This is a genomic window from Pseudomonas sp. 7SR1 (genome assembly GCF_900156465.1).
Taxonomy (GTDB): domain Bacteria; phylum Pseudomonadota; class Gammaproteobacteria; order Pseudomonadales; family Pseudomonadaceae; genus Aquipseudomonas.
In genome coordinates this window covers 5,006,508-5,025,590 of record NZ_LT707064.1, presented here as the reverse complement: position 1 = coordinate 5,025,590, position 19,083 = coordinate 5,006,508, and the positions used below count along the sequence as shown (strand labels likewise).

General features: G+C 62.6%; 15 protein-coding genes. 4 read left to right on the top strand and 11 right to left on the bottom strand.

Going from position 1 to position 19,083, the window contains the following annotated elements; genetic code table 11:
* The first annotated feature begins 168 nt into the window (after positions 1-168).
* Complete coding sequence (locus BW992_RS22125; RefSeq protein ID WP_072390963.1) at positions 169-396, top strand: DUF3079 domain-containing protein; 228 nt, start codon at positions 169-171, stop codon at positions 394-396.
* A 142-nt stretch (positions 397-538) separates the two neighbouring features.
* Here BW992_RS22125 and BW992_RS22120 read toward each other — a convergent pair whose 3' ends face one another.
* The 3 genes from BW992_RS22120 to BW992_RS22110 form a co-directional block, all read right to left on the bottom strand.
* Positions 539-2,278 carry a dipeptidase gene (locus BW992_RS22120; protein WP_076407112.1) on the bottom strand — a complete coding sequence of 580 codons (1,740 nt, stop codon included), beginning with the start codon at positions 2,276-2,278 and terminating at the stop codon, positions 539-541.
* 315 nt (positions 2,279-2,593) lie between these two features.
* Entirely contained in the window at positions 2,594-4,594 is a 2,001-nt protein-coding gene (locus tag BW992_RS22115) for a peptidase U32 family protein (RefSeq protein WP_072390970.1), read from the bottom strand.
* Between the two features lie 131 nt (positions 4,595-4,725).
* Positions 4,726-6,294 (bottom strand): sensor domain-containing diguanylate cyclase, encoded by a 1,569-nt coding sequence (locus BW992_RS22110; protein WP_072459234.1) that lies wholly within the window; start codon positions 6,292-6,294, stop codon positions 4,726-4,728.
* A 236-nt stretch (positions 6,295-6,530) separates the two neighbouring features.
* On the opposite strand from BW992_RS22110, the gene BW992_RS22105 reads away from it, so the two are divergent.
* Positions 6,531-7,010, top strand: coding sequence for a metallophosphoesterase family protein (locus tag BW992_RS22105; protein WP_076407111.1), 480 nt, complete (start codon positions 6,531-6,533; stop codon positions 7,008-7,010).
* A gap of 70 nt (positions 7,011-7,080) precedes the next feature.
* Here BW992_RS22105 and BW992_RS22100 read toward each other — a convergent pair whose 3' ends face one another.
* The 6 genes from BW992_RS22100 to BW992_RS27110 all read right to left on the bottom strand — a co-directional run bounded on the left by BW992_RS22100 (position 7,081) and on the right by BW992_RS27110 (position 14,495).
* Positions 7,081-8,025 carry a GNAT family N-acetyltransferase gene (locus BW992_RS22100; protein ID WP_076407110.1) on the bottom strand — a complete coding sequence of 315 codons (945 nt, stop codon included), beginning with the start codon at positions 8,023-8,025 and terminating at the stop codon, positions 7,081-7,083.
* Positions 8,022-9,290 (bottom strand): phenylacetate--CoA ligase family protein, encoded by a 1,269-nt coding sequence (locus tag BW992_RS22095; RefSeq protein WP_072390982.1) that lies wholly within the window; start codon positions 9,288-9,290, stop codon positions 8,022-8,024. Before BW992_RS22095 ends, BW992_RS22100 begins: the two co-directional genes overlap by 4 nt.
* 48 nt (positions 9,291-9,338) lie before the next feature.
* Positions 9,339-11,750, bottom strand: coding sequence for an acyl-CoA reductase (locus BW992_RS22090; RefSeq protein WP_072390985.1), 2,412 nt, complete (start codon positions 11,748-11,750; stop codon positions 9,339-9,341).
* A 1-nt stretch (position 11,751) separates the two neighbouring features.
* Positions 11,752-12,879, bottom strand: coding sequence for a LuxE/PaaK family acyltransferase (locus BW992_RS22085; protein ID WP_072390988.1), 1,128 nt, complete (start codon positions 12,877-12,879; stop codon positions 11,752-11,754).
* A gap of 23 nt (positions 12,880-12,902) precedes the next feature.
* The gene (locus BW992_RS22080) at positions 12,903-14,129 is read right to left on the bottom strand and encodes an MdfA family multidrug efflux MFS transporter (protein ID WP_072390991.1); all 1,227 of its coding nucleotides are present in this window, start codon (positions 14,127-14,129) and stop codon (positions 12,903-12,905) included.
* 228 nt (positions 14,130-14,357) lie between these two features.
* Complete coding sequence (locus BW992_RS27110) at positions 14,358-14,495, bottom strand: hypothetical protein (RefSeq protein WP_165887563.1); 138 nt, start codon at positions 14,493-14,495, stop codon at positions 14,358-14,360.
* 150 nt (positions 14,496-14,645) lie between these two features.
* Between BW992_RS27110 and BW992_RS22075 the strand changes: the two genes are divergently transcribed.
* Positions 14,646-14,834, top strand: coding sequence for a hypothetical protein (locus BW992_RS22075; RefSeq protein ID WP_024780171.1), 189 nt, complete (start codon positions 14,646-14,648; stop codon positions 14,832-14,834).
* Between the two features lie 23 nt (positions 14,835-14,857).
* Here BW992_RS22075 and BW992_RS22070 read toward each other — a convergent pair whose 3' ends face one another.
* Positions 14,858-15,238: a fe2+ zn2+ uptake regulation protein gene (locus tag BW992_RS22070; protein ID WP_072390994.1), complete on the bottom strand. Its 381-nt coding sequence runs from the start codon at positions 15,236-15,238 to the stop codon at positions 14,858-14,860.
* A 297-nt stretch (positions 15,239-15,535) separates the two neighbouring features.
* Here BW992_RS22070 and pvdQ point away from each other — a divergent pair, with 297 nt between their 5' ends.
* Positions 15,536-17,890, top strand: coding sequence for a bifunctional acylase PvdQ (pvdQ, locus tag BW992_RS22065; protein WP_331717116.1), 2,355 nt, complete (start codon positions 15,536-15,538; stop codon positions 17,888-17,890).
* A 60-nt stretch (positions 17,891-17,950) separates the two neighbouring features.
* Here pvdQ and BW992_RS22060 read toward each other — a convergent pair whose 3' ends face one another.
* Positions 17,951-18,979: a FecR family protein gene (locus BW992_RS22060; protein WP_072431128.1), complete on the bottom strand. Its 1,029-nt coding sequence runs from the start codon at positions 18,977-18,979 to the stop codon at positions 17,951-17,953.
* Positions 18,980-19,083 lie beyond the last annotated feature (104 nt).

The following is a 19,083-nucleotide window of genomic DNA, read 5'->3' as shown; positions in this document are numbered from 1 at the left end:
GGGCCGAGTCTAGGAATGTTCGCTGCGAATAATAATGATTATTGTCAATTTCCAGCGCGATTGCGCCGGGCCAGATCGTGGTTCATCGCCCGTTCTTGATCGAAATCAAATGTGCCCTGGCGGTACAGCGATAGGGTGCACCTACACCCATCCGTCAGCGGTATCGACATGGCCAAACCCTTTCCCATCAGCCCCAAACACCCTGAACGTATCTGCTGGGGGTGCGATCGGTATTGCGCATCGACTGCCCTGGCGTGCGGCAACGGTGCCGATCGCACCATGCACCCGGCGGAGATGAGCGGGGAGGATTGGTACCTGCAAGGTGACTGGGGCCTGGAGCTGGTGGACATCACCGCCAAGGTCATCGACCCAAGCGCCACTCACCTGAAGGAATGAAGCAGCCTTGTCAGGTCCTGTACGAACGGCCTTGATACTCGTTCATGTTGCGTTGAAAACTGCCTCGCCTGAGCTTTCTCTCAAGACTTTTCGTACAGACCCTGGGAGCCAGCAAAGCTCACTGGCCCCCGAGCAGGGATGTCTACAACTTCGGCATCTGCCCGATCCGCCCCATCATCTCGGTCACGATCTGCAGGTCCAGCAGGAATTGCTCGACGGTCTTGAACTCGTTGTCGTTATGACCGGTGTACTTGACGTCAGGCATCGCCAGGCCGAATTGCACGCCGTTGGGCAGGTCATGGACCGACGTAGCGCCCGCCGAGGTGCCGAACTTGTGTTCCATGCCCAGGTTCTCGGTGGCCACGGCCAGCAGCGCCTTGACCCATTCACCTTCGGGGTTGCGGTACATCGGATCGTCAATGGAATAGTCAAAGGCCACCGCAACGTCGGACTTCTTGCTCCAGGCCGCCAGCTTGTCAGCGATTTCCGTCTTGAGCGCTGCCGTAGGCTTGCCGACCGGCACCCGCAGGTTGACGGCGAGCTTGAAGGCTTTGTCATCCATCCCGACGTAGGTCAGGGAGGCGGTCAACGGGCCCATGAAGGTGTCGGAAAACCCGATCCCGAGCTTGTTGCCCAGGTAGTCCAGGCCCCAGTTTTCGGCGGCGTAACGAGCGGCATCGGTGATGTGGTTGTGCTTGAGCGCCACCTGTGCGTCGAGGCCGTTGATGAAGTCCAGCATCCTCGCCACGGGGTTGACGCCCGACTCGGGTTCGGAGGAGTGGGCGGAAACCCCGGTGAAGGTCAACTGGACATCCGGGCCGGCCACCTGGGTAGCCACTTCGAAATCGCCGCCATTGCGCCTGGCGTACTCGGTTGCGGCCTTGAGCAGGCTGGCGGCCAGCTCGGTCGGCCTGTCGCTGGCGAAGGTGGCCACCGAAGTGGATGGAATCTGGTTGGTTGCCAGGCCTCCGGTCAATCCAGTGATTTCGGCGCCCTTGCCCTCTGCGGTGCGCCGGGGGAACTTGGCCATGACCGTGCCATAGCCTTTCTCGGCGATCACGACCGGATAGCCGCCATCCAGCGCCAGGTTGTAGTCGGGTGTGGGGTTGCGTTCGAAGTAGTAGGGGATGGCGTCGCCGGTGGTTTCCTCGGTGGTGTCCACCAGCAGCTTGAAGTTTCTCGCCAGCGGCAGTTGTTCTTCCTTGATGATCTTCATGGCATAGAGCGCCACGACGATGCCGTTCTTGTCGTCCTCGGTGCCCCGGCCGTACATGCGGTCGCCCACCAGGGTGATTTTGAACGGGTCGAGTCGGGTGCCGTCCTTCAGCACCCAGTTCTGCGGCGTCACGGGTACCACATCGGCATGGGCATGGATGCCCACGACCTCGTTGCCGCTGCCTTCGAGTGTAATTTCGTAGACGCGGTTATCGACGTTGCGGAAGTTCAGGTTGAAAGACTGGGCCAGGCTCTTGATCTTGTCGGCGATCTTGAGGAACTCGGGATTCTCATGCTGGGCCACGCCGTCCTGGCGGTACGTCGGGATGGCCACCAGCTCGCGCAGGGTTTCGGTGGCCGCGGCACCGTATTTCACCCGGGCATAGAGGCCCAGCAGGCGATGGATTTCGTTCTGCTGCTCAGCCGAAAGGGGTTTGTTGCCCTGGAAGGCACTGATGGCCGGAGCCAGATTGGCCGTTTTGGCCAGGTCGCTCTTGGCGACTTCTGCGAGGAACTGCCTGAAGTTGGAGACCGGCGTGCTGGCGAAGGTTTTGACGATGGTCGAGCCCTGCTGGGCGGTGATGTTGGCGAAGGCGGGCGTGGTCAGCGAGGCGAGGCTGGACAGCATCAGGGTGGCCGCGGCCAGGTGTTTGAGCGAGAAGTCCATTGCTGGGCATTCCTTTGCAGGCGGTTGGGAGACAAGTGTCTGATTTTGTGACACAAACGCTTACAACCTAACAGGCGAGCGAGGGGCGGGGGAGTCTTGCAGGGGATTGTGTCGCACAGCGAAGCAAAAACGGCGCAGATTTGAAAAACGATGTGGGTGAGCGGGTATTCACCTGATCCGAGCCTGATGCAGGACCCGGGGAACGCCAAGCGGGTCCACGACTGGCCAGCAGGCTCGCGATGGCGGTGGATCAGCTTGCATCCAGGCTGATCCGGTTGCCGTCGTCGCGAGCCGCTCGCTTGCGCAGGGCGTGGCTCAGTGCGGTGCGCGCGGGATGGTCTTGAGCAGGTCTTCAGGGCTGATGTAGCCGACCACCGGCTCCGCCGTGCTGCCTGGCAATGGCAGGTCGAGGATATGCCCCTTGATCTTGCCGATGACGTGCATCTCGCATGGCTTGCAGTCGAACTTCAGGGTGAGCACCTCGTCGCCGTGTATCAGTTGCATCGGCGCAACCTTGGTGCGCACGCCGGTGACGCCCTTGGCTTGCTTGGGGCAGAGATTGAACGAAAACCGCAGGCAATGCTTGGTGATCATCACCGGTACTTCGCCGGTCTCCTCGTGGGCCTCGAACGCTGCGTCGATCAGCTCGACCCCATGGCGATGATAGAAATCCCTGGCCTTCTGGTTGTAGACGTTGGCCAGGAACGACAGGTGCGACTCCGGGTACACTGGCGGCGGGTCGGTCTCGGCCTTGCGGCCACCGCGTGGATGGGCGGCGACACGGGCAGCGGTCAGGGCTTCGATGACTTCGCGCCGCAACGCCTTGAGCTGCGAGTTGGGGATGAAGAACGCCTGGGGCGCATCCAGCTTGATCGACGTGGCGTGATAGTCGGTGGTGCCCAGTTGGCCGAGCAGGTCGTGCAACTGCTCCAGTGCCTGTTCCGGTTTGTTCGCCAGGCCGAAGGGGCCGTCGAGGCTGACGCTGGCACTGATGCCTTCTTCACTGGTGGCGACCAGTTCCAGGCGTTCCTCGCGCAGGTGCGCGACCCAGGACAGGCCCACCCGGCGTTCAGCCGAAGTCTTGAGCAGTGCTTGCTGCCAGTTGTGGTCCAGGTTGCGGCTCAACGGGTGGTTGGGACGTAGCTGGTACATCCCGGCTGGCATCTCGTTGGGCTCGACGCGGTAGCGGTAGCGCTTCTGGCCGTCCTCTTCGAACTCGCCCCTGGGCTCGGCGATGTTGGCCCGGAAGCCCACCACTTCCCGCTTGACCAGCACGTTGAGGCCGTCGCCGTTGGACAGCGGGTCGAACGTCACCACCTGCAGGTCGCGCTTGCCGACCTTTTCCACCACGCCCACCGGTACGCCGGTGAAGGTCGGCGAATCGAAGGCGCCGATGTCGATCTTGCGCTCGCTGACGAAATAGTCGGTGCTGCCCCGGTGGAAGGTCTTGTCCGGATCAGGCACGAAGAAATGCGCGGTACGGCCACTGGAGGCGCGGGCCAGGTCGGGACGGTCTTCGAGGACATCGTCCAGGCGCTGGCGGTAGTAGGCGGTGATGTTCTTCACATAACCCACGTCCTTGTAGCGCCCCTCGATCTTGAAGGAGCGCACACCGGCTTCCACGAGGGCACGGATGTTGGCGCTCTGGTTGTTGTCTTTCATCGACAGCAGGTGTTTTTCATAGGCGACCACCCGGCCCTGGTCATCCTTGAGGGTGTAGGGCAGGCGGCAGGCCTGGGAACAGTCCCCACGGTTGGCGCTGCGGCCGTTCTGGGCGTGGGAAATGTTGCATTGACCGGAAAACGCGACGCACAGGGCGCCGTGGATGAAAAATTCGATGGCGGCATCGGTTTCGTCGGCGATGGCGCGGATTTCCTGGAGATTCAACTCCCGGGCCAGTACCAGTTGCGAGAACCCGGCCTGGTCGAGGAACTTGGCCCTTGCCAGGGTACGGATGTCGGTCTGGGTACTGGCATGCAGCTCGATCGGCGGAATATCCAGTTCCATCACCCCCAGGTCCTGGACGATCAACGCGTCGACACCAGCATCGTACAACTGATGGATCAGCTGGCGGGCCGGCTCCAGTTCGTTGTCGTGCAGGATCGTGTTGAGGGTGGTGAACACCCGGGCGTGGTAACGATGGGCGAACTCCACCAGCCGGGCGATATCGCCCACCTCGTTGCAGGCGTTATGACGCGCACCGAAACTCGGGCCACCGATGTACACGGCGTCGGCGCCGTGCAGGATGGCCTCGCGGGCGATGGTCACGTCGCGGGCAGGGCTGAGCAATTCCAGATGATGCTTGGGCAAGGACATGTGTTTTTCTAATCAGGCTGGTCACGGTCGAAGCGCGCATTGTAGCCGTCAGGCGGCTGCCCGGCACCTGTGGACTTGGATTTGTGTGCGCGGACCGATGCACGGCGGTACCGCGGCCGTCACCCGGAGGGCTAGCGCGGCGCCGGTTCGGCGCTGCACCAGCGGTTGCGCCCGGTGTTCTTGGCCAGATACAGGAAGGCATCGGCGGCCTTGATCAGCATGGCGGGCGTCACGTCGTCCGTGCCTGGCCGACAGCTGGTGATTCCCGCGCTGGCGGTGACGATTCCCAATGGATGGTCGCCGTGTTCGATGTTCAGCGCCCTGATGGATTCCAGTATCGTCTGGGCGACCTTGGCGGCACCCACGCTGTCGGTACTGGGCAGCAGGACGGTGAACTCTTCACCGCCATAGCGGACGGCCAGGTCGCTCGGCCGCTTGACCGCATGCTGGATCGCACTGGCGATCGCCCGCAGGCAGTCATCGCCCGCGGCGTGCCCGTATTTGTCGTTGAAGCGCTTGAAGTAATCCACGTCCAGCATGATCAGCGCCAGCGAAGAACCCTGGCGCCTGGCCAGTCGTAGCTCATCGGCCAGGGTGATGTCCAGTTTCCTGCGGTTGTACAACCCGGTGAGACTGTCGGTCAGGGCCATGGCCCGCATGGTCTGGTGCGCATCGAGGATCTGTTGTTCCATGGCCATCCGATAGCGCAACTGGCTCAGCACGATCAGGCCGAAACTGACCAGGGTCAGGATCAGGAACACCAGCACGAAACCGGTCTTGAGCAGGTCGCGACGCCAGGGGGCGATGATGGATTCCCGGGACAGGCCGGCTTCCACCACCAATGGGTAGGTGGTCAGGGCTCGGTAGCCATACAGCCGCTCGGTGTCGTCGACGACGGCCCTGGCTTGCGCGATGCCCTGGTTCGAGTTCGGCAGGAAGTGCTTGAAGATGACGCTGTTGACCAGGCTCTTGCCCACCACCGAGTCGATGAAGGGGCGTCTTACCAGGATGGTTCCATTGCGCATGGCCAGGACCAGGGCGCCCTTGTCGTCGATCTTGAAATCACCGTAGTAATCGACGAAATAACTGACCTTGACGGTGCCCAGCAGCACCCCGGCGAAGGAGCCATCGGGATTGTTCAGGCGGCGGGAGATGGGGATGATCAGATCGTTGGTCGATCGGCTCCTGATCACTTGGCCAATGCGCACGTTTCGGTCTTCGTGGGTGCGGTGGTACTGGAAATAGTCACGATCCGAATTGTTCGCTTCCTCCGGTATCGCTGCCTTGTCCGTGACCAGCCATCTGCCGTCGGGCCCATAGATGAACAGCCCGTGCAGTTGCGGCATGATGGCCGATTGCTGCACCAACAGTTTGTGGATGCGCGGGATATCCATGTTCTGGAGTCCGTCGCCTTCCACGCGCTCGCTGAGCGCGGCGGTCACCACATCCACTTGCCGGATGGTGTCCTCGGCATGTTGCGCCGTTGCCCGCGCCAGGTTCGTCACCGAGTCGCGGGCGGCCGCGAAGGCCGCACGATAGTCACGCCATGTCCGCCAGCCTTCAACGCTGAGGAACGCCACAACCACCACCAGCATGAAACTGACCGTAAGCCGCAGTGCAGCCCCAGCCTTCACGGCCGGGTGGGAAAAGGCCTCGTCGGTACTGTCTATCTTTGGCTCCGGCTGTTTGCGTCCGAGCATTACATATCCTTTGGCGACTTTTCTGCGCATCTTGCGGTGCGCAGCCTACCTTATCCGAAACCGGCACGTTAGCTGACTACGGTAGGGCCGGTACAGGTGGTGGCACTCGTGGGGCGAAAAAAAGATAGAGTAAAGACACATGGGCCTGTGGCTAGTGCCCGTCGGGCGTCAGTCCAGTAATAGTCCATGCGTCGCGTCACGCAAGCCATTGCCGCAATGCGGGGGAGGGGGCAGGCATGAAGGTTGGCGTCATCTCCGATACACACGGCCTGCTGCGCCCCGAAGCGCTCGAGGCATTGCGCGGCTGCGAACGGATCATCCATGCCGGTGATATCGGTGGGCTCGATATTCTTGAGCGATTGGCCGAGATCGCCCCTTTGCAGGTAGTGCGCGGTAACAATGATCTGGGGGCCGACTGGGCTGGCCGGCTGGCCGATCGCCTGCAGTTCGACCTCTGCGGGTGGCAGGTCTTGTTGGTGCACGACATCGCCGATGTCCCGGCCTCACTCGACCCGCGCGTGAAACTGGTGATCACCGGCCATTCCCATAAGCCCGGCATCGACTGGCGCGGCGAGCGCCTGTACCTCAATCCGGGCAGTGCAGGGCGTCGGCGTTTCAAGTTGCCGGTGACCCTGGCCTTGCTGGAGGTGGATGCAAACGCCATTGAACCCAGCATCGTCACTTTGCTGAAGGACCCGCCGCCTCCCGGCCCATGACCGGGAGGCGGCGGCGATCAAGGCTTCTTCGATCCTTGCCCCTGGTACGGGTGCGCGCTGGTCGCTGGTATCATGCCGCCGAGCTTGTTATCGATCCTCTCCAGTTCTCGGTATGGGCCTGTAGTCGCTCATGCAAACGTTGCATCGGTGCTGAGATCAGGTCGAGCCGGCGGGCCAGCGCCCCTCGGTGGAACAGCGCCTGCCAGCTGATATCTGCCTCGCCGGGCATCAGCCCGGTGAAGATGAATCCGGCCGCCATCAGTCGCCGGTAATCGTCGTTGAATTGCCGGCGAAGGCTGAGCCTCACTGAGATGGACCAGTGGGCAGGCAATTGTTGCAGTTGCCTGGCCAGGTGACGGCCGATGTGTCCAGCCACGACGTCGACCCGCCCCGGCAACTGCCTGAGTTGCAGAGGTTGCACCGAGCACGGGGCGTCATCGAGCGTGACGCCAAACCGCGATGCCATTGGGGCCATGAACCATTGGCATGTCGCAGGCCATCGGATCGAGGGCAATGGCCGGCGATGGCCCTGGATCATCTGGCAGCCGACCACCACGGTTTCGGCCAGGGCAACGTCGAACGGCGAAGGCACATGGTCGGGCATCAGCCCGGTGTCATGGAAACCCAGTCGTTGTGCCAGCCGTTGGCTGTAGGGATGGCTGGTGACTTGCTTGATCGACAGCCTGGCGAGTCCGAGGTCCTGGCACCGCTCCAGTAACTGCCGACCCAGGCGGGTTGCAATCTGACTGCCTTGCAGGGTGGGATCCACCGCCATCAGCGCCAGTTCCGCATCTTCATGACGGGGGGCAGCCTGGCACAGCGCAGCATGGCCGACGACACGTTCATCCAGCACCGCCACCATGGAATGCCACCGTTGGTGCAGGTTATGTTGGCAGATCATGTGGGGCAGGTAGACGTCCGGCGAAACGTAGTGGTACCCGTACACCCGGCGGAACAGTTCGCTTGTGCCGACGGCATCCGCAGGCCTGAACGGCCTGATGACCAGGGCGCTCATTGGGGGCGGCCCGTCGGGCCGTAGGATCGCCGATCGATGACCGGCAGGTGCTTGCCGGAGCGGGGATGGCGCTCAAGGTCCCGTGCATGGCAGGCCCGGACCTCCAGGCCAACCCGCTCGATGCCCGGATACAGCCTGGTGAGAGCGGCCTCCAGCGCCAGTGACAATGATTCATATGCTTGAAGGGGAACGCCGGGGGTCCATTTGAGCACCACGCGATCGTTGCCTGCCACCTGCTCGATGATCAGTTGCCATTGAGCGTCACCGGCCATGCCCTGGATGATTTCATTGATCTGCGGCGCAGACAGCGAAAGCACGCCCACCCGTACCCGTTGACTGTGGCTGCTGCGTCCCTGAAGCGCGAACTTGCGGCGCGGCGTACCGACCGGTTCACGCCAGCAGGCACGGTCGCCTACCGGGTAGCGTAGGATCGGCATCAAGGTACGGGTGAAGTTGGTCACCACCAGGTTACCGGGTCGGTCGCACGCCTCGATGACATCCCCGCTCAGTTCATCGATGATTTCCACCCGAGTCTGTTCGTCGAAGACCCGGTGTTCCCCTGGATTGCAGTCCGGGGTACTGGCCCCCACCAGCCCGGCGTCCACGCTGGCATAACCGATCGATGTGAAGCGTGCCTTCGGAAGGGCGCTTCTCAACGATGGCAGCTGACCTTCGAACAGATGCTCTCCACCGAACAGCACCGTGGTGACCTGGGGCAACGTCCGTCCCTGCTGATTCAGGTGGCTGGCGAATGCCAGCAAGTGCGCCGGAACCCCGGCCAGCACATTGATATGGTGCGCGGTAATGGCGTCCGCCAGGATGTCGGGTTCGACCGAGCCGGTGAAGGGGAACTCGGTGATGGCTGCTTCAACGCGAGACAGGGCGCCGTGAATGAACAGGAAGCTGGCATACAGGTCCCCGGAAAAGAACAGATTGGCGACTCGATCCCCTGCCTTGAGTTGCGTGGACAGGCTGCGACCGAAACAGTCGAGCATCCATTGCCACTCTTGATGGGTATAGACCGACAGTTTCCCCTGGCCGGTGGTGCCCCCGGTCTTGAAGACCAGTGCGTCCTGTACCCGATCGGTCAGTACCTCCCAGGTGTCCAGGTCCTGGCTGTCGGACCAGTAATCGTTGACGTCCGCAACAGGTATGTCCTGCAAGGCGCAGCCCTGGGACGGTAGATGTCCCAGGTGTCTCTGGTAATACCTTGAATGCTGGCGGACATGGGCCAGCCAGGGTTCAAATGTGAAGGAAATGCTCATCGGGATTCTCTGGAAAAATTCACGGGGTGACGGACAGGCAAAAGGCAATCAGCCGTGTTTTCTGACGTCGATCACCAGCGGGACCTTGCCGCTGTGCCTGTTATGTTCGAAGCACTCGGCCGGACAGGATTGGACTTCCAGTACCAGCAGGGCGGCATTGACCGAGGTGGACAATGGCCGCAGGCCCAGGACCCTGTGGCGGACCGCCCGGGCATCACCGTCGGCGCGAATCAGCAAGCGTTCACAGCCACTTGTGTCGTGATCGAGAACCACCTGGATGGCCACTTGCGCCCGTTCGGTGAGTTCCTGGGTATTGATGAACTCCGTGGCGATGCGAACCAGGCGGCCGTGACGCTGGCGCAATTCGAACCGGGGCGATTCCAGGCCACACGGGCAAGGGGTGGTCAACCAGCGTCCACAATCGCCGACTTCATAGCGGCGAAGGGGTTGTGCCTGGCGCAGGCGGGAAGTGAACAGCAGCCGTCCGGTGTCCCCACGCCTTAGCGGGATGTCCTGGTCCAGGGCGACGATTTCCAGGTGCTGGATGTCGGCCATCAGATGGAAGACACCCTCGTCGCTGGCGAGGCAGGCATGGCCCAGTGGGCCGGCATCCACGGTGCCATAGATGGCTGAGCGGATGCTCGTGACGCCGCAGTCCTGAAGCAGTTGCCGACTGCCTTGGCCCAGGTGCTCGCCACCGAGCAGTACCTTGCGTACGCCACCGTAACCCTGGAGCGCGGGCCGCTGGCTGGAGAACAAGCGGTGCAGGGTGCTCGGCATGCCCACCACGGTGTTGACGTCATGGGCGACGATCAACCGGGCGATTTCATCGAAATCGTTGTCCGAGGGAGCGCCCATGGGGTAGTGCACGACGTTCATCTGTTCAAGAATTTTCGAAAAGCTGAAAAAACCGCCATAGAGGCCGCCCCCGTAGAACAGGTTCATGACACGGTCCCGTGCGGGATCGAGTCCGGCGGCGCGCAACCCGTCGGCTGCCGCGCGCATGTGGCGATCGAAGTCGCGATGACTGTAGGACGCCAGCACAGGCGCACCGCTGCTGCCGCCGGAGCGGAAGAACAGCTGTGCCTGGGCACTGACGGGTAATGCGGCGAAAGCCGCCTTGTCCATGATGGGGGTCGAGGCGTCGACCGACAGAGCGGGGGGCGGCCGGTCCAGGGTGACCCGATGAGGTGCGATATCCGCCTCGAGACTGACCGACACCCGACGGCTCAACCGTTGCAGCGCATAGACGCCGTCATGGGGCTCGCCGTCATAGCCTTGCTGGACGGCCGCGGTCGCTGAAACACGGGTTACGCCAGCGGCTAGCAGGCCGCGGGTCAGTTCCGCGGCCTGGTCCGCTTCACACATGAGCGCGCAGCTTTGCAGTACATTGCGCCAGGGCAGCAGGGTTTCGATCAATGCCGCCCGAGGCACGGGGCGCAGCAATAGCGTGCGGAACAGCGGCGATGGCGACAACTGGCGATGATGTTCCCACAGAATGCGCCAGCCGCTGCCGTCCCAGACCTGGCCGGTGACTTGCGCGAAGCTCTGGTCCAGTCGGGCAAGAGCCGTCCGGGTAGTGATCTCGCAGGCCTCCGCGGTGCTGACCGCCAGCGCCGGCCAGCGCCCGGACCGTCGTTCGAACGCAGCGGCGAGCGCATTGCCCAATGCCTGCAACGCAGCAGGTTCATCGCTGTCCACCAGCAGCCATTGCGGGCTGGAGCAGGCTTGCTGATCCAGGCGGCAGATTTCGTCCACCAGGCAGTCCAGTGCCTGTGGGCTGGCGGCGCGGAGCGTGACATAGGCGAAGCTGATGCGATGGCCCCAGTCGATCCAGCGGCACCCGCCGGGGATCTGCTCGCGCATGGCCCTGAGGGCCGTTTCTCCACCCCACGCGCTGACGCCTTGCGCCAGGGCGAAGAGACGTTTGTTCTCGTGGTACGGCAGCGGCAATACCGCCAGGTATTCGCGCAGGCGGCCGCTTGGATCGCAATCGAGGAAGGCCTTGAGCGCCCGCGCCGTCAGGCCCTCGTCACGGGTGCTTGGACGTATCCAGTTGATGTTGCCCGCCAGCAGGCTTTCCAGGGCGGCGCAGAACGCCAGCAGCGGTGCGTTGCCCGGCGTGACGTGTACCACCAGGCCCAGGGGCTGCCAGCTTTCGAAGGGGCCATCGCTGTAGTCGATGCGCCTGATCGAGCGAGGGGACGGTCCCAGTTCACGCGTCAGCTTCACGCCCAGGTGATCGCGACTGCAGAAGGCGATCAGCGCCTGGCACTGATCCTCGGTCAGGAATGGGGCTCGACCGGCAGAGCTCAGCTTTTCTACGAACGTCTCGGCGCATTCGAGCACGCTGTCGCTCGAGGGTGGCGAGGCCAGGAGGTCGGGCAGCCGTGCCTGCAACCGCTGCAGCGTCTCGTCCAGGGGCAGCTCCCCATGCAGTTGGCCGTTGATGAGGTACATGTCAGTTCTCCTTGATCATTTCGGCGGCCGCCATGGCACAGCTTCGGCTGGCGCTGGTGCCGGCACGGCCATGCAGCTCGAACCACTGGGTAGCCGAGCCGCATTCGCAATCGGCGGGGTGCAGGGTCGCGAGGTCGCTCATCACCACGGCATGGGCCGGGCTGGAAGAGATGTAGGGCGATACGAAAGACAGCAGACCCGGTGCGCCGAATGGCTGGACGCTGAAATCCGAGGGGTGGCGGACGAAGACTCTCGAGTACACCGGCACATGGAAGCGGTGGTGCGCACATTCGATGTACGGCACGGCATGTTCGACCGCGCCATAGCCGTCCCGGCAACGCTGGGTGTCGATACCCAACTGCCGGCGGATGTGCTCATAGACCTGCTGGCGGGGAATCTCCTGGGCGGCCTGTTTTTTCCAGCCGCCTCCCAGGAACACCAGGGAATCGGGCGCAAGCTTCAGGTCCGGGACGGCGCTTTCGCGCATGCGCTCAAGTACATGGCAAAGCAGCGCCGGGAAGCCGAATATCCTGACCGGCAGGCCCTGCTCGGCGAATTCCTGCAATGCGCGGATGACGCCAAAGACATCGAACTCATGGCCTTTTCCGGTGCGCCGCAACGCATACGCAACGCGATTGACCGGGGCAAAGCGACACAGGAACTGATCGGTATAGGCAGTGCCCAGGCGATTGTCAGGTTCGGGTTCGTGGCCGAGCAACAGATAATTGCAAGGCGAATCCGGCGTGAACCAGCCGTAGTGCTCGAAGATCCGCGCCACCATCCCCTGGGCGGCCGCCATGCTGCGTTCGTCGTAGCGCATGCGGCTTTTCTGCCCACTGGTGCCGGAGGAGGTCAGTTCCAGGGCATCCCCGGCGGTGGGGCTGAGCAGCAGTCGCTGCTTGAAGTAATTGGCGTAGATGGGCGGCAGGCGCGACCAGTCGGTCAAATGTTCCAGGTCTGCGGCGCCAAGGCCGTTGGCGTTGAGCCAGTCTTCATAACCCGGCGTGTGGTGGCTATGGAACAGGCTGATCTCTGCCATGGCACGATCGAACAGTCCGGTGGGCATCGATTCGGGGCTATAGGGATGGCGCGATGCGCATAGCGCATCGGCATGGGGGAAATGGATCATTGGATTTTCCTCAGGACGGCAAATCAGGCTTGAGTGACCGGACGGGTCATGAACAGGCGCAACACCACAAGACAGCTGAGCCCGGCGACGCCGGTCTTCAGCGCAAAGGATTCCAGGCTTGATCCGGCGCCCAACAGTGCCAGCAGCGAACCGGCCGAGCTCATCACCGCGATGGAAATCATCCCGACCATGGCCGAGACCAGGCCTTTGCTATCGTCGCTGGCGTAAAGGGCCAGTCGATACAGTGCTGCGTTGCCCATGCCCAGCCCGAGGGCATAGAGCGACAGGGCGCCGACCAGAACCGGCAGGGAAAGCGGCAAGCGGCTGGCGAGCACCAATGCGATCAGGCCTGCACACAGGGGCCAGAGGCTGTAGCGCAGCACACCGCGCACGCCAGCCCGCTCCACCAGGCCATTGAGCAGGAGATTGCCGAGGATCACCGCGGTGAAGACCGGAACCTGCCACAGCCCGTACAGCAGCGGAGAAAGGCCCTGGCCCTCGATCAACAGCAACGGCGACAGGCCTATCCAGGCAATCAGGGGCAGGCTCATCAGGCCCAGCGCCACGCTGGCAGAGAGGAAACCGACATGGCCCAGCAAGGCGCCATAACGCTTGAGCAGCCTGGGTAGCTCGAAGGGCTCGGACGCCGACTGGCGATAAGCCGGTCCGGGTTTGTGCGGCATGAACCCCCACAAGGCCAGCCAGCTCATCGCCCCCAGGCCGGCCAGCAGCAGGAACAGCTCGCGCCAGGACAGCCATTGCAGCATCAGCCCCCCCAGCAAAGGACCCAGCAAGGGAGAGAGAAGGGCGAGGTTGCCCAGTAGCGCCATGACCTTCACGGCGTCCGATTCGCTGAACATTTCCTGTATGGCGGGATAGCTGACGGCAATCACGAAGCCCAGGCCCATGCCCTGGATCAGGCGAAGGCCATTGAACCCCGGCATGTGGGTGACCTGGGTAATCGCCGCGCACGCCAGCACGAAGCCGGCACAGCCGGCGAGCATGAAGGGGCGCCGCCCATGGCGATCCGACAGGGGGCCGATCAGCCAGGGCAGCATGACGCCGCCCAGCAGGTAGAGGTTGAAGGCATAGGGTATCTGGTCCGCAGTCGCACCGAGCTCTTCGGTGACTGCAGGCATGGCGGGCATGACCAGGTCACTGGCCATGTAGGTGAGGAGTTCGAAAAGCGCGATAGCCAGGCAAAAACCTGTCAATCGATTGGGTGAGGAAGTTGTCAGCAAGTTTTGCATGGTTTCCAACGTTATTTTCAAAGGAGGTAAGTGCCTCTTATTCGAGAATACGTGGGCGGGTTTCAGGGCCGAAATAAGCGTTGCCCTTAGTTTGCGGAGGAAACCTGACTTAAAGTTGTACGAACAAATGCCCTGCCGTGTGGGCATTTGTTCCTGCTTTGGGTAATCAGTCTGATGCCGCTGGCCTGGCAGGCGGCCCGTCGGTTTCTGACGATTCAGCCACGTCAGTCAACGGTGTGGGTCGAAGCCTGGACCGCCGTGGCGCCCTGGCCCATCGCCATGACCCCGGTCGTGAGGAAAGAACAGACAGCCGCCCAGCATCAGGGTGGACGACAGTGCGAGCAGCAGGGTTATACGACGAAACATAAATAAATCCTCATGATGAACAGCACCGGGTTGCGTGCAAACGCGCCTTCGGCTGTACCATGGGACCCCGTGTGCTGCCCCTTGTCCCTGGAATCGGGTAGGCACCTGGCAAGCAGACGGATACAGAACGGATACATTCAGGAACTGGCAATGACTCATTCGCAACGCTTGAAATACTCGATCCTGATCGTCCTCGTGGTCCTGGCAATCATGCTCGGGCTGTCCTGGATGCAGAACAAAGGCATGATCAGCGAACAGCTGTTCCAATACATCGCCATTGCCGTGGCGGTCATCGTCGTCGTGATCAACGGGGTGATGCGACGCAAGGTCAAGCCCTAGCGCCTCGCAGGGAGCGCCTGGCGTCAGTCGCCAGCCTCGAGCGCAGCCATTGCCCTGTGGTGCAGGCTATAGCTCTTGTCGGGGTTGAGTGTCAGTACCCCCTCGCTGCACAAGCGCTTCAAGACCTCGCGTACGCTGAGGAAGGACAATGGAATGTCCAGCCCCACCAACTGGCTGTGTACCCCTCGTACACCCAGGCTGCGGTTTTCCCCTGCCGCCGTCAGCAGCGCATCGATGACCTTGAGGCGAATCAGGCTGGTTCTGAGCCCGAAGCTCTTGAGCAGGCGCCTGATGTGCTCATTGCTGCCGCGTTCCGTTGGCCTGGCGAACACGTTGTCGGGGGTCTTTATCGCGATGCCGGTTGACCCCGGCTTACCCTCCCTGGGCAGTTGCGCGTTATGCATGCAGAAACTCCTTACCAGCCTGAACAGAAGAAAAGATTGCAAATACTCTCCTGATAGGACGAACGAGAGCGGCCAATCATGAAGGCGCGGTTGTAAAAAATTGCGGCAATGCCGTGCAAGCCCCGTGATCAGGCCTCTGGCTGGTCATTAATTTTTTTTAATCCGGTTCGTTTCCAAGGAAGGCGCGTTCCCGGCTTCATGCCCGAGGGATGTGATTTCCAGGCCGGATATGACGTTTTTCCTGCTGTCCTTTCAGTAGCCGTCCCGGTTTTTCAAGGTTTTCGATCAGGAGTGAACGTGAAGATATCCGGGCAGTTATCGAGGTTTTGCCTCACAGGCGCGGTTCTGGGCATGGGGCTGGGGCTTGCCGCCGTTGCCAGCGCCCAGGGCGATGCGCAACAGGCCAGCGCCGAGATCCGTCGTACCCAGTTTGGCGTGCCGCATATCCGTGCCGAGAATGAGCGTGGCCTGGGTTATGGCATCGGTTATGCCTACGCCCAGGACAATCTCTGCCTGCTCGCCAATGAAATCGTCACGGTCAATGGCCAGCGCTCGCGGTATTTCGGGCCCGACCAGGTCACGGTCGAACAGCGGAAAAACACCGCCAGCGACCTGTTTTTCAGCTGGCTCAACACCCCCCAGGCGGTCTCCGGTTTCTGGCAGGCACAGACGCCCGAGGTGAAACAGCTGGTCGAGGGGTATGCGGTGGGCTACAACCGTGCCTTGTCCGAGCGCCGGGCCAAAGGGCTGCCTGAGCAATGCGCGAGCGAATGGGTACGACCGATCACCGCGCTGGACCTGGTCAAGTTGACCCGTCGTCTGCTGGTGGAAGGCGGCGTTGGCCAGTTCGCCGAAGCCCTGGCCGGTGCGCAGCCGCCCAGGGCTTCGGCGGACGCCGGCGTGCCGGTGGCGGATTTCGTGGTCGCCGCCGACCGACAGCAGCGCTTCGCCCTGGAGCGCGGCAGCAACGGGCTGGCCATCGGCAGTGAACGTTCCTTCAACGGACGCGGCATGCTGCTGGCCAATCCGCATTTTCCCTGGCTGGGGGGCATGCGCTTCTATCAGATGCACCTGACCATCCCGGGCAAGCTGGATGTCATGGGCGCCGCGTTGCCGGGGCTGCCGGTGATCAACATCGGTTTCAGCCAGCATCTGGCCTGGACCCACACTGTCGACACTTCCAAGCATTTCACCCTGTACCGCCTGCAGCTCGATCCCAAGGATCCGACCCGTTACCTGATCGATGGTGAGTCCGTACCGATGAGCCAGCAGACGGTCACGGTGGAAATCAAGCAGCCCGACGGCCAGGTGAAGTCGATTTCGCGGGTGGTCTACGGCTCCCGGTTCGGGCCGGTGGTGCAGTGGCCCGGACGGTTGGACTGGGACGGCCAGTTCGCCTACAGCCTGCGGGATGCCAACCTGGAAAACGATCGGGTGCTGGCCCAGTGGTACGCCATGAACCGGGCTGTCACCCTCGAGGATTTCCAGAATACCGTGCATGAGATCCAGGGCATTCCGTGGGTCAACACCCTGGCGGTGGATGACCAGGGGCAGAGCCTGTACATGAACCTGTCGGTGGTGCCGAACGTGGGGACCGATAAACTGGCCCGCTGCAGCGACCCCCGGGCCGGGCAGAAGTTGATCGTCCTGGACGGCTCGCGTAGCGAATGCGCCTGGGATGTGGACCCGAAAGCTGCGCAGAAAGGCATCTACGCCGCCGAAAAACTTCCGCAACTGTTGCGCCGCGACTTTGTGCAGAATTCCAACGATTCGGCCTGGATGGTCAACCCGTCACAACCATTGTCCGGCTATTCGCCCTTGATCAGCCAGCAAGGCCAGCCCCTGGGCCAGCGGTCGCGTTTTGCCCTGGACCGGCTCGGCAGGCTGGCCCAGCAAGGACCGGTGAAGGTGGAGGACTTGCAGCGCATGATAATGGACGACCAGGTCTACCTGGCCGACCAGGTGATGCCAGACCTGCTGGCGTTCTGTTCCGCCGAATCGGGCGCCGCTGCAGCGGTACCGGCTCAGGCGTGTGCCAGCCTGAAGGCGTGGGACCGTACTGCTGGCCTGGACAGCGGATTGGGGTTCGTTCATTTCCAGCGCATCATGGAGCGGCTGCAGGCCGTGCCTGATGCCTGGCGCGTGGCCTTCGACCCAAGGGACCCACAACATACGCCACGAGGCCTGGCTGTCGAGAAGCCGGCAGTCAGCGAGGCAGTGCGCCAGGCCATGGTCGCCTCGGTGGAGGCGGTGAAGGCCGCCGGGCTGCCATCCTCCAGCCGCTGGCAGGATCTTCAGGTCGCCAGCAGCGGTGGCCGGCAGACACCGATCCACGGCGGGCCTGGGGAGCTGGGGATCTACAATGCGATTCAGAGTGTGCCGGGGGCAAACGGCAAGCGCGAAGTGGTCAGCGGCACCAGTTACCTGCAAGTGGTGACATTCGACAGCAAGGGGCCCCAGGCACAAGGGCTATTGGCATTCTCCATTTCCAGCGACCCGGCATCCCCTCATTCGGCGGACCAGACCGAGGCGTTCTCGAAGAAACGCTGGAGCGTGCTGCCATTCACCGAACAGCAGATCAAGGCCGATCCCCACTACCAGGCGCTGATCATTCGTGAGCGCGATGAGGCCGGCAGGGTGGCCACGCAATAAGCCTGGAGCCGCAAGACAGCCTGCGATAGCGTCAACGCCGACGCCATCGCAGGCCCTTTGTCATTGACGGGGAGCAGTTTTCTGAGTGCTGGTCGGCCTCTGGCCGACGGCATTGAGCACCGGGTTGCCGTCCTTGTTCTGCGTCAGGTAGACCGGCAGTACTTTTGGCAACGACGGCACCAGGTTCTTCACTTCACTGACGTTGTAGATACCGCCGATGCGCAGGGCGCCGGTGTTGTTATCGGCCAGCATGACGGGACGGTCGAGGTAGCGGTTGATCAGCGGCAGCGCATCGGTGAGGGTCAGGTTATCCAGCACCAGCTTGCCGCTGCGCCATGCCAGTGAGCTGTCATCGGCAGGCGTTTCGCGGACCTGCGGCTGGAAATCGCCGGCCTTGTAGCTCGCCTGCATGCCGGGTGTCAGGCGCGAGCCGTTTTGCGTCAGTGCATGGTTGCTGGCGACCAGTACCGAGCCTTCCACCAGCGTGACGCGCACCTGGTCCTGATACATCCAGACGTTGAAGCGGGTCCCGGTCACCCGTACCTGGCCCTGGCCGGCCCGAACGATGAACGGGTGCTGGGTATCGTGGCTGACTTCGAAAAACGCCTCGCCCTTTTTCAGGGTCGCGCGACGCTCATTCTTGTAATTGGCGAATACCAGCTCGCTGCCCAGGTTGAGTTCTACCTGGCTGCCATCGCCCAGGATGATGCGCCGTACGCTTGCGTCGGCTTCGAAGCGCTCGTAGGAATTGGCCAGCCAGCCCAGGTTCCAGCCCGTATAGGCCGCCAGTGGCAGCCCCAGCACCAGCACCGCGGCGGCAGCGGCCAGGGGACGCCAGCGCGCCCGCGGCCGGGGACGAGACACCGGGACCGGCGGCGCGGGTTCGACGCGCGGCAAGTGATCGGCGACGTCCCAGATCTCCAGCATGGCGGCGTATTCGAACGCATGCAGGGGATCGGCATCGTGCCACTGCTTGAAGGCCAGCCGTTCGGCATCGCTACAGTCGGCAGCATGCATACGCATGCACCAGTGCGCGGCCGCATCGGTAATGGCGTCGTATTCGGCTTCCGAGAGTGTATGTTCGGTCATTGACTCTTCCTGGTTTGCCGCATTCTAACCTTCGGCATGAGCTGTCGAGAACTGCCGTCATGGCGATAACATGTCAAATAGGCCGGTTTTTTTCCGCCAAAGGT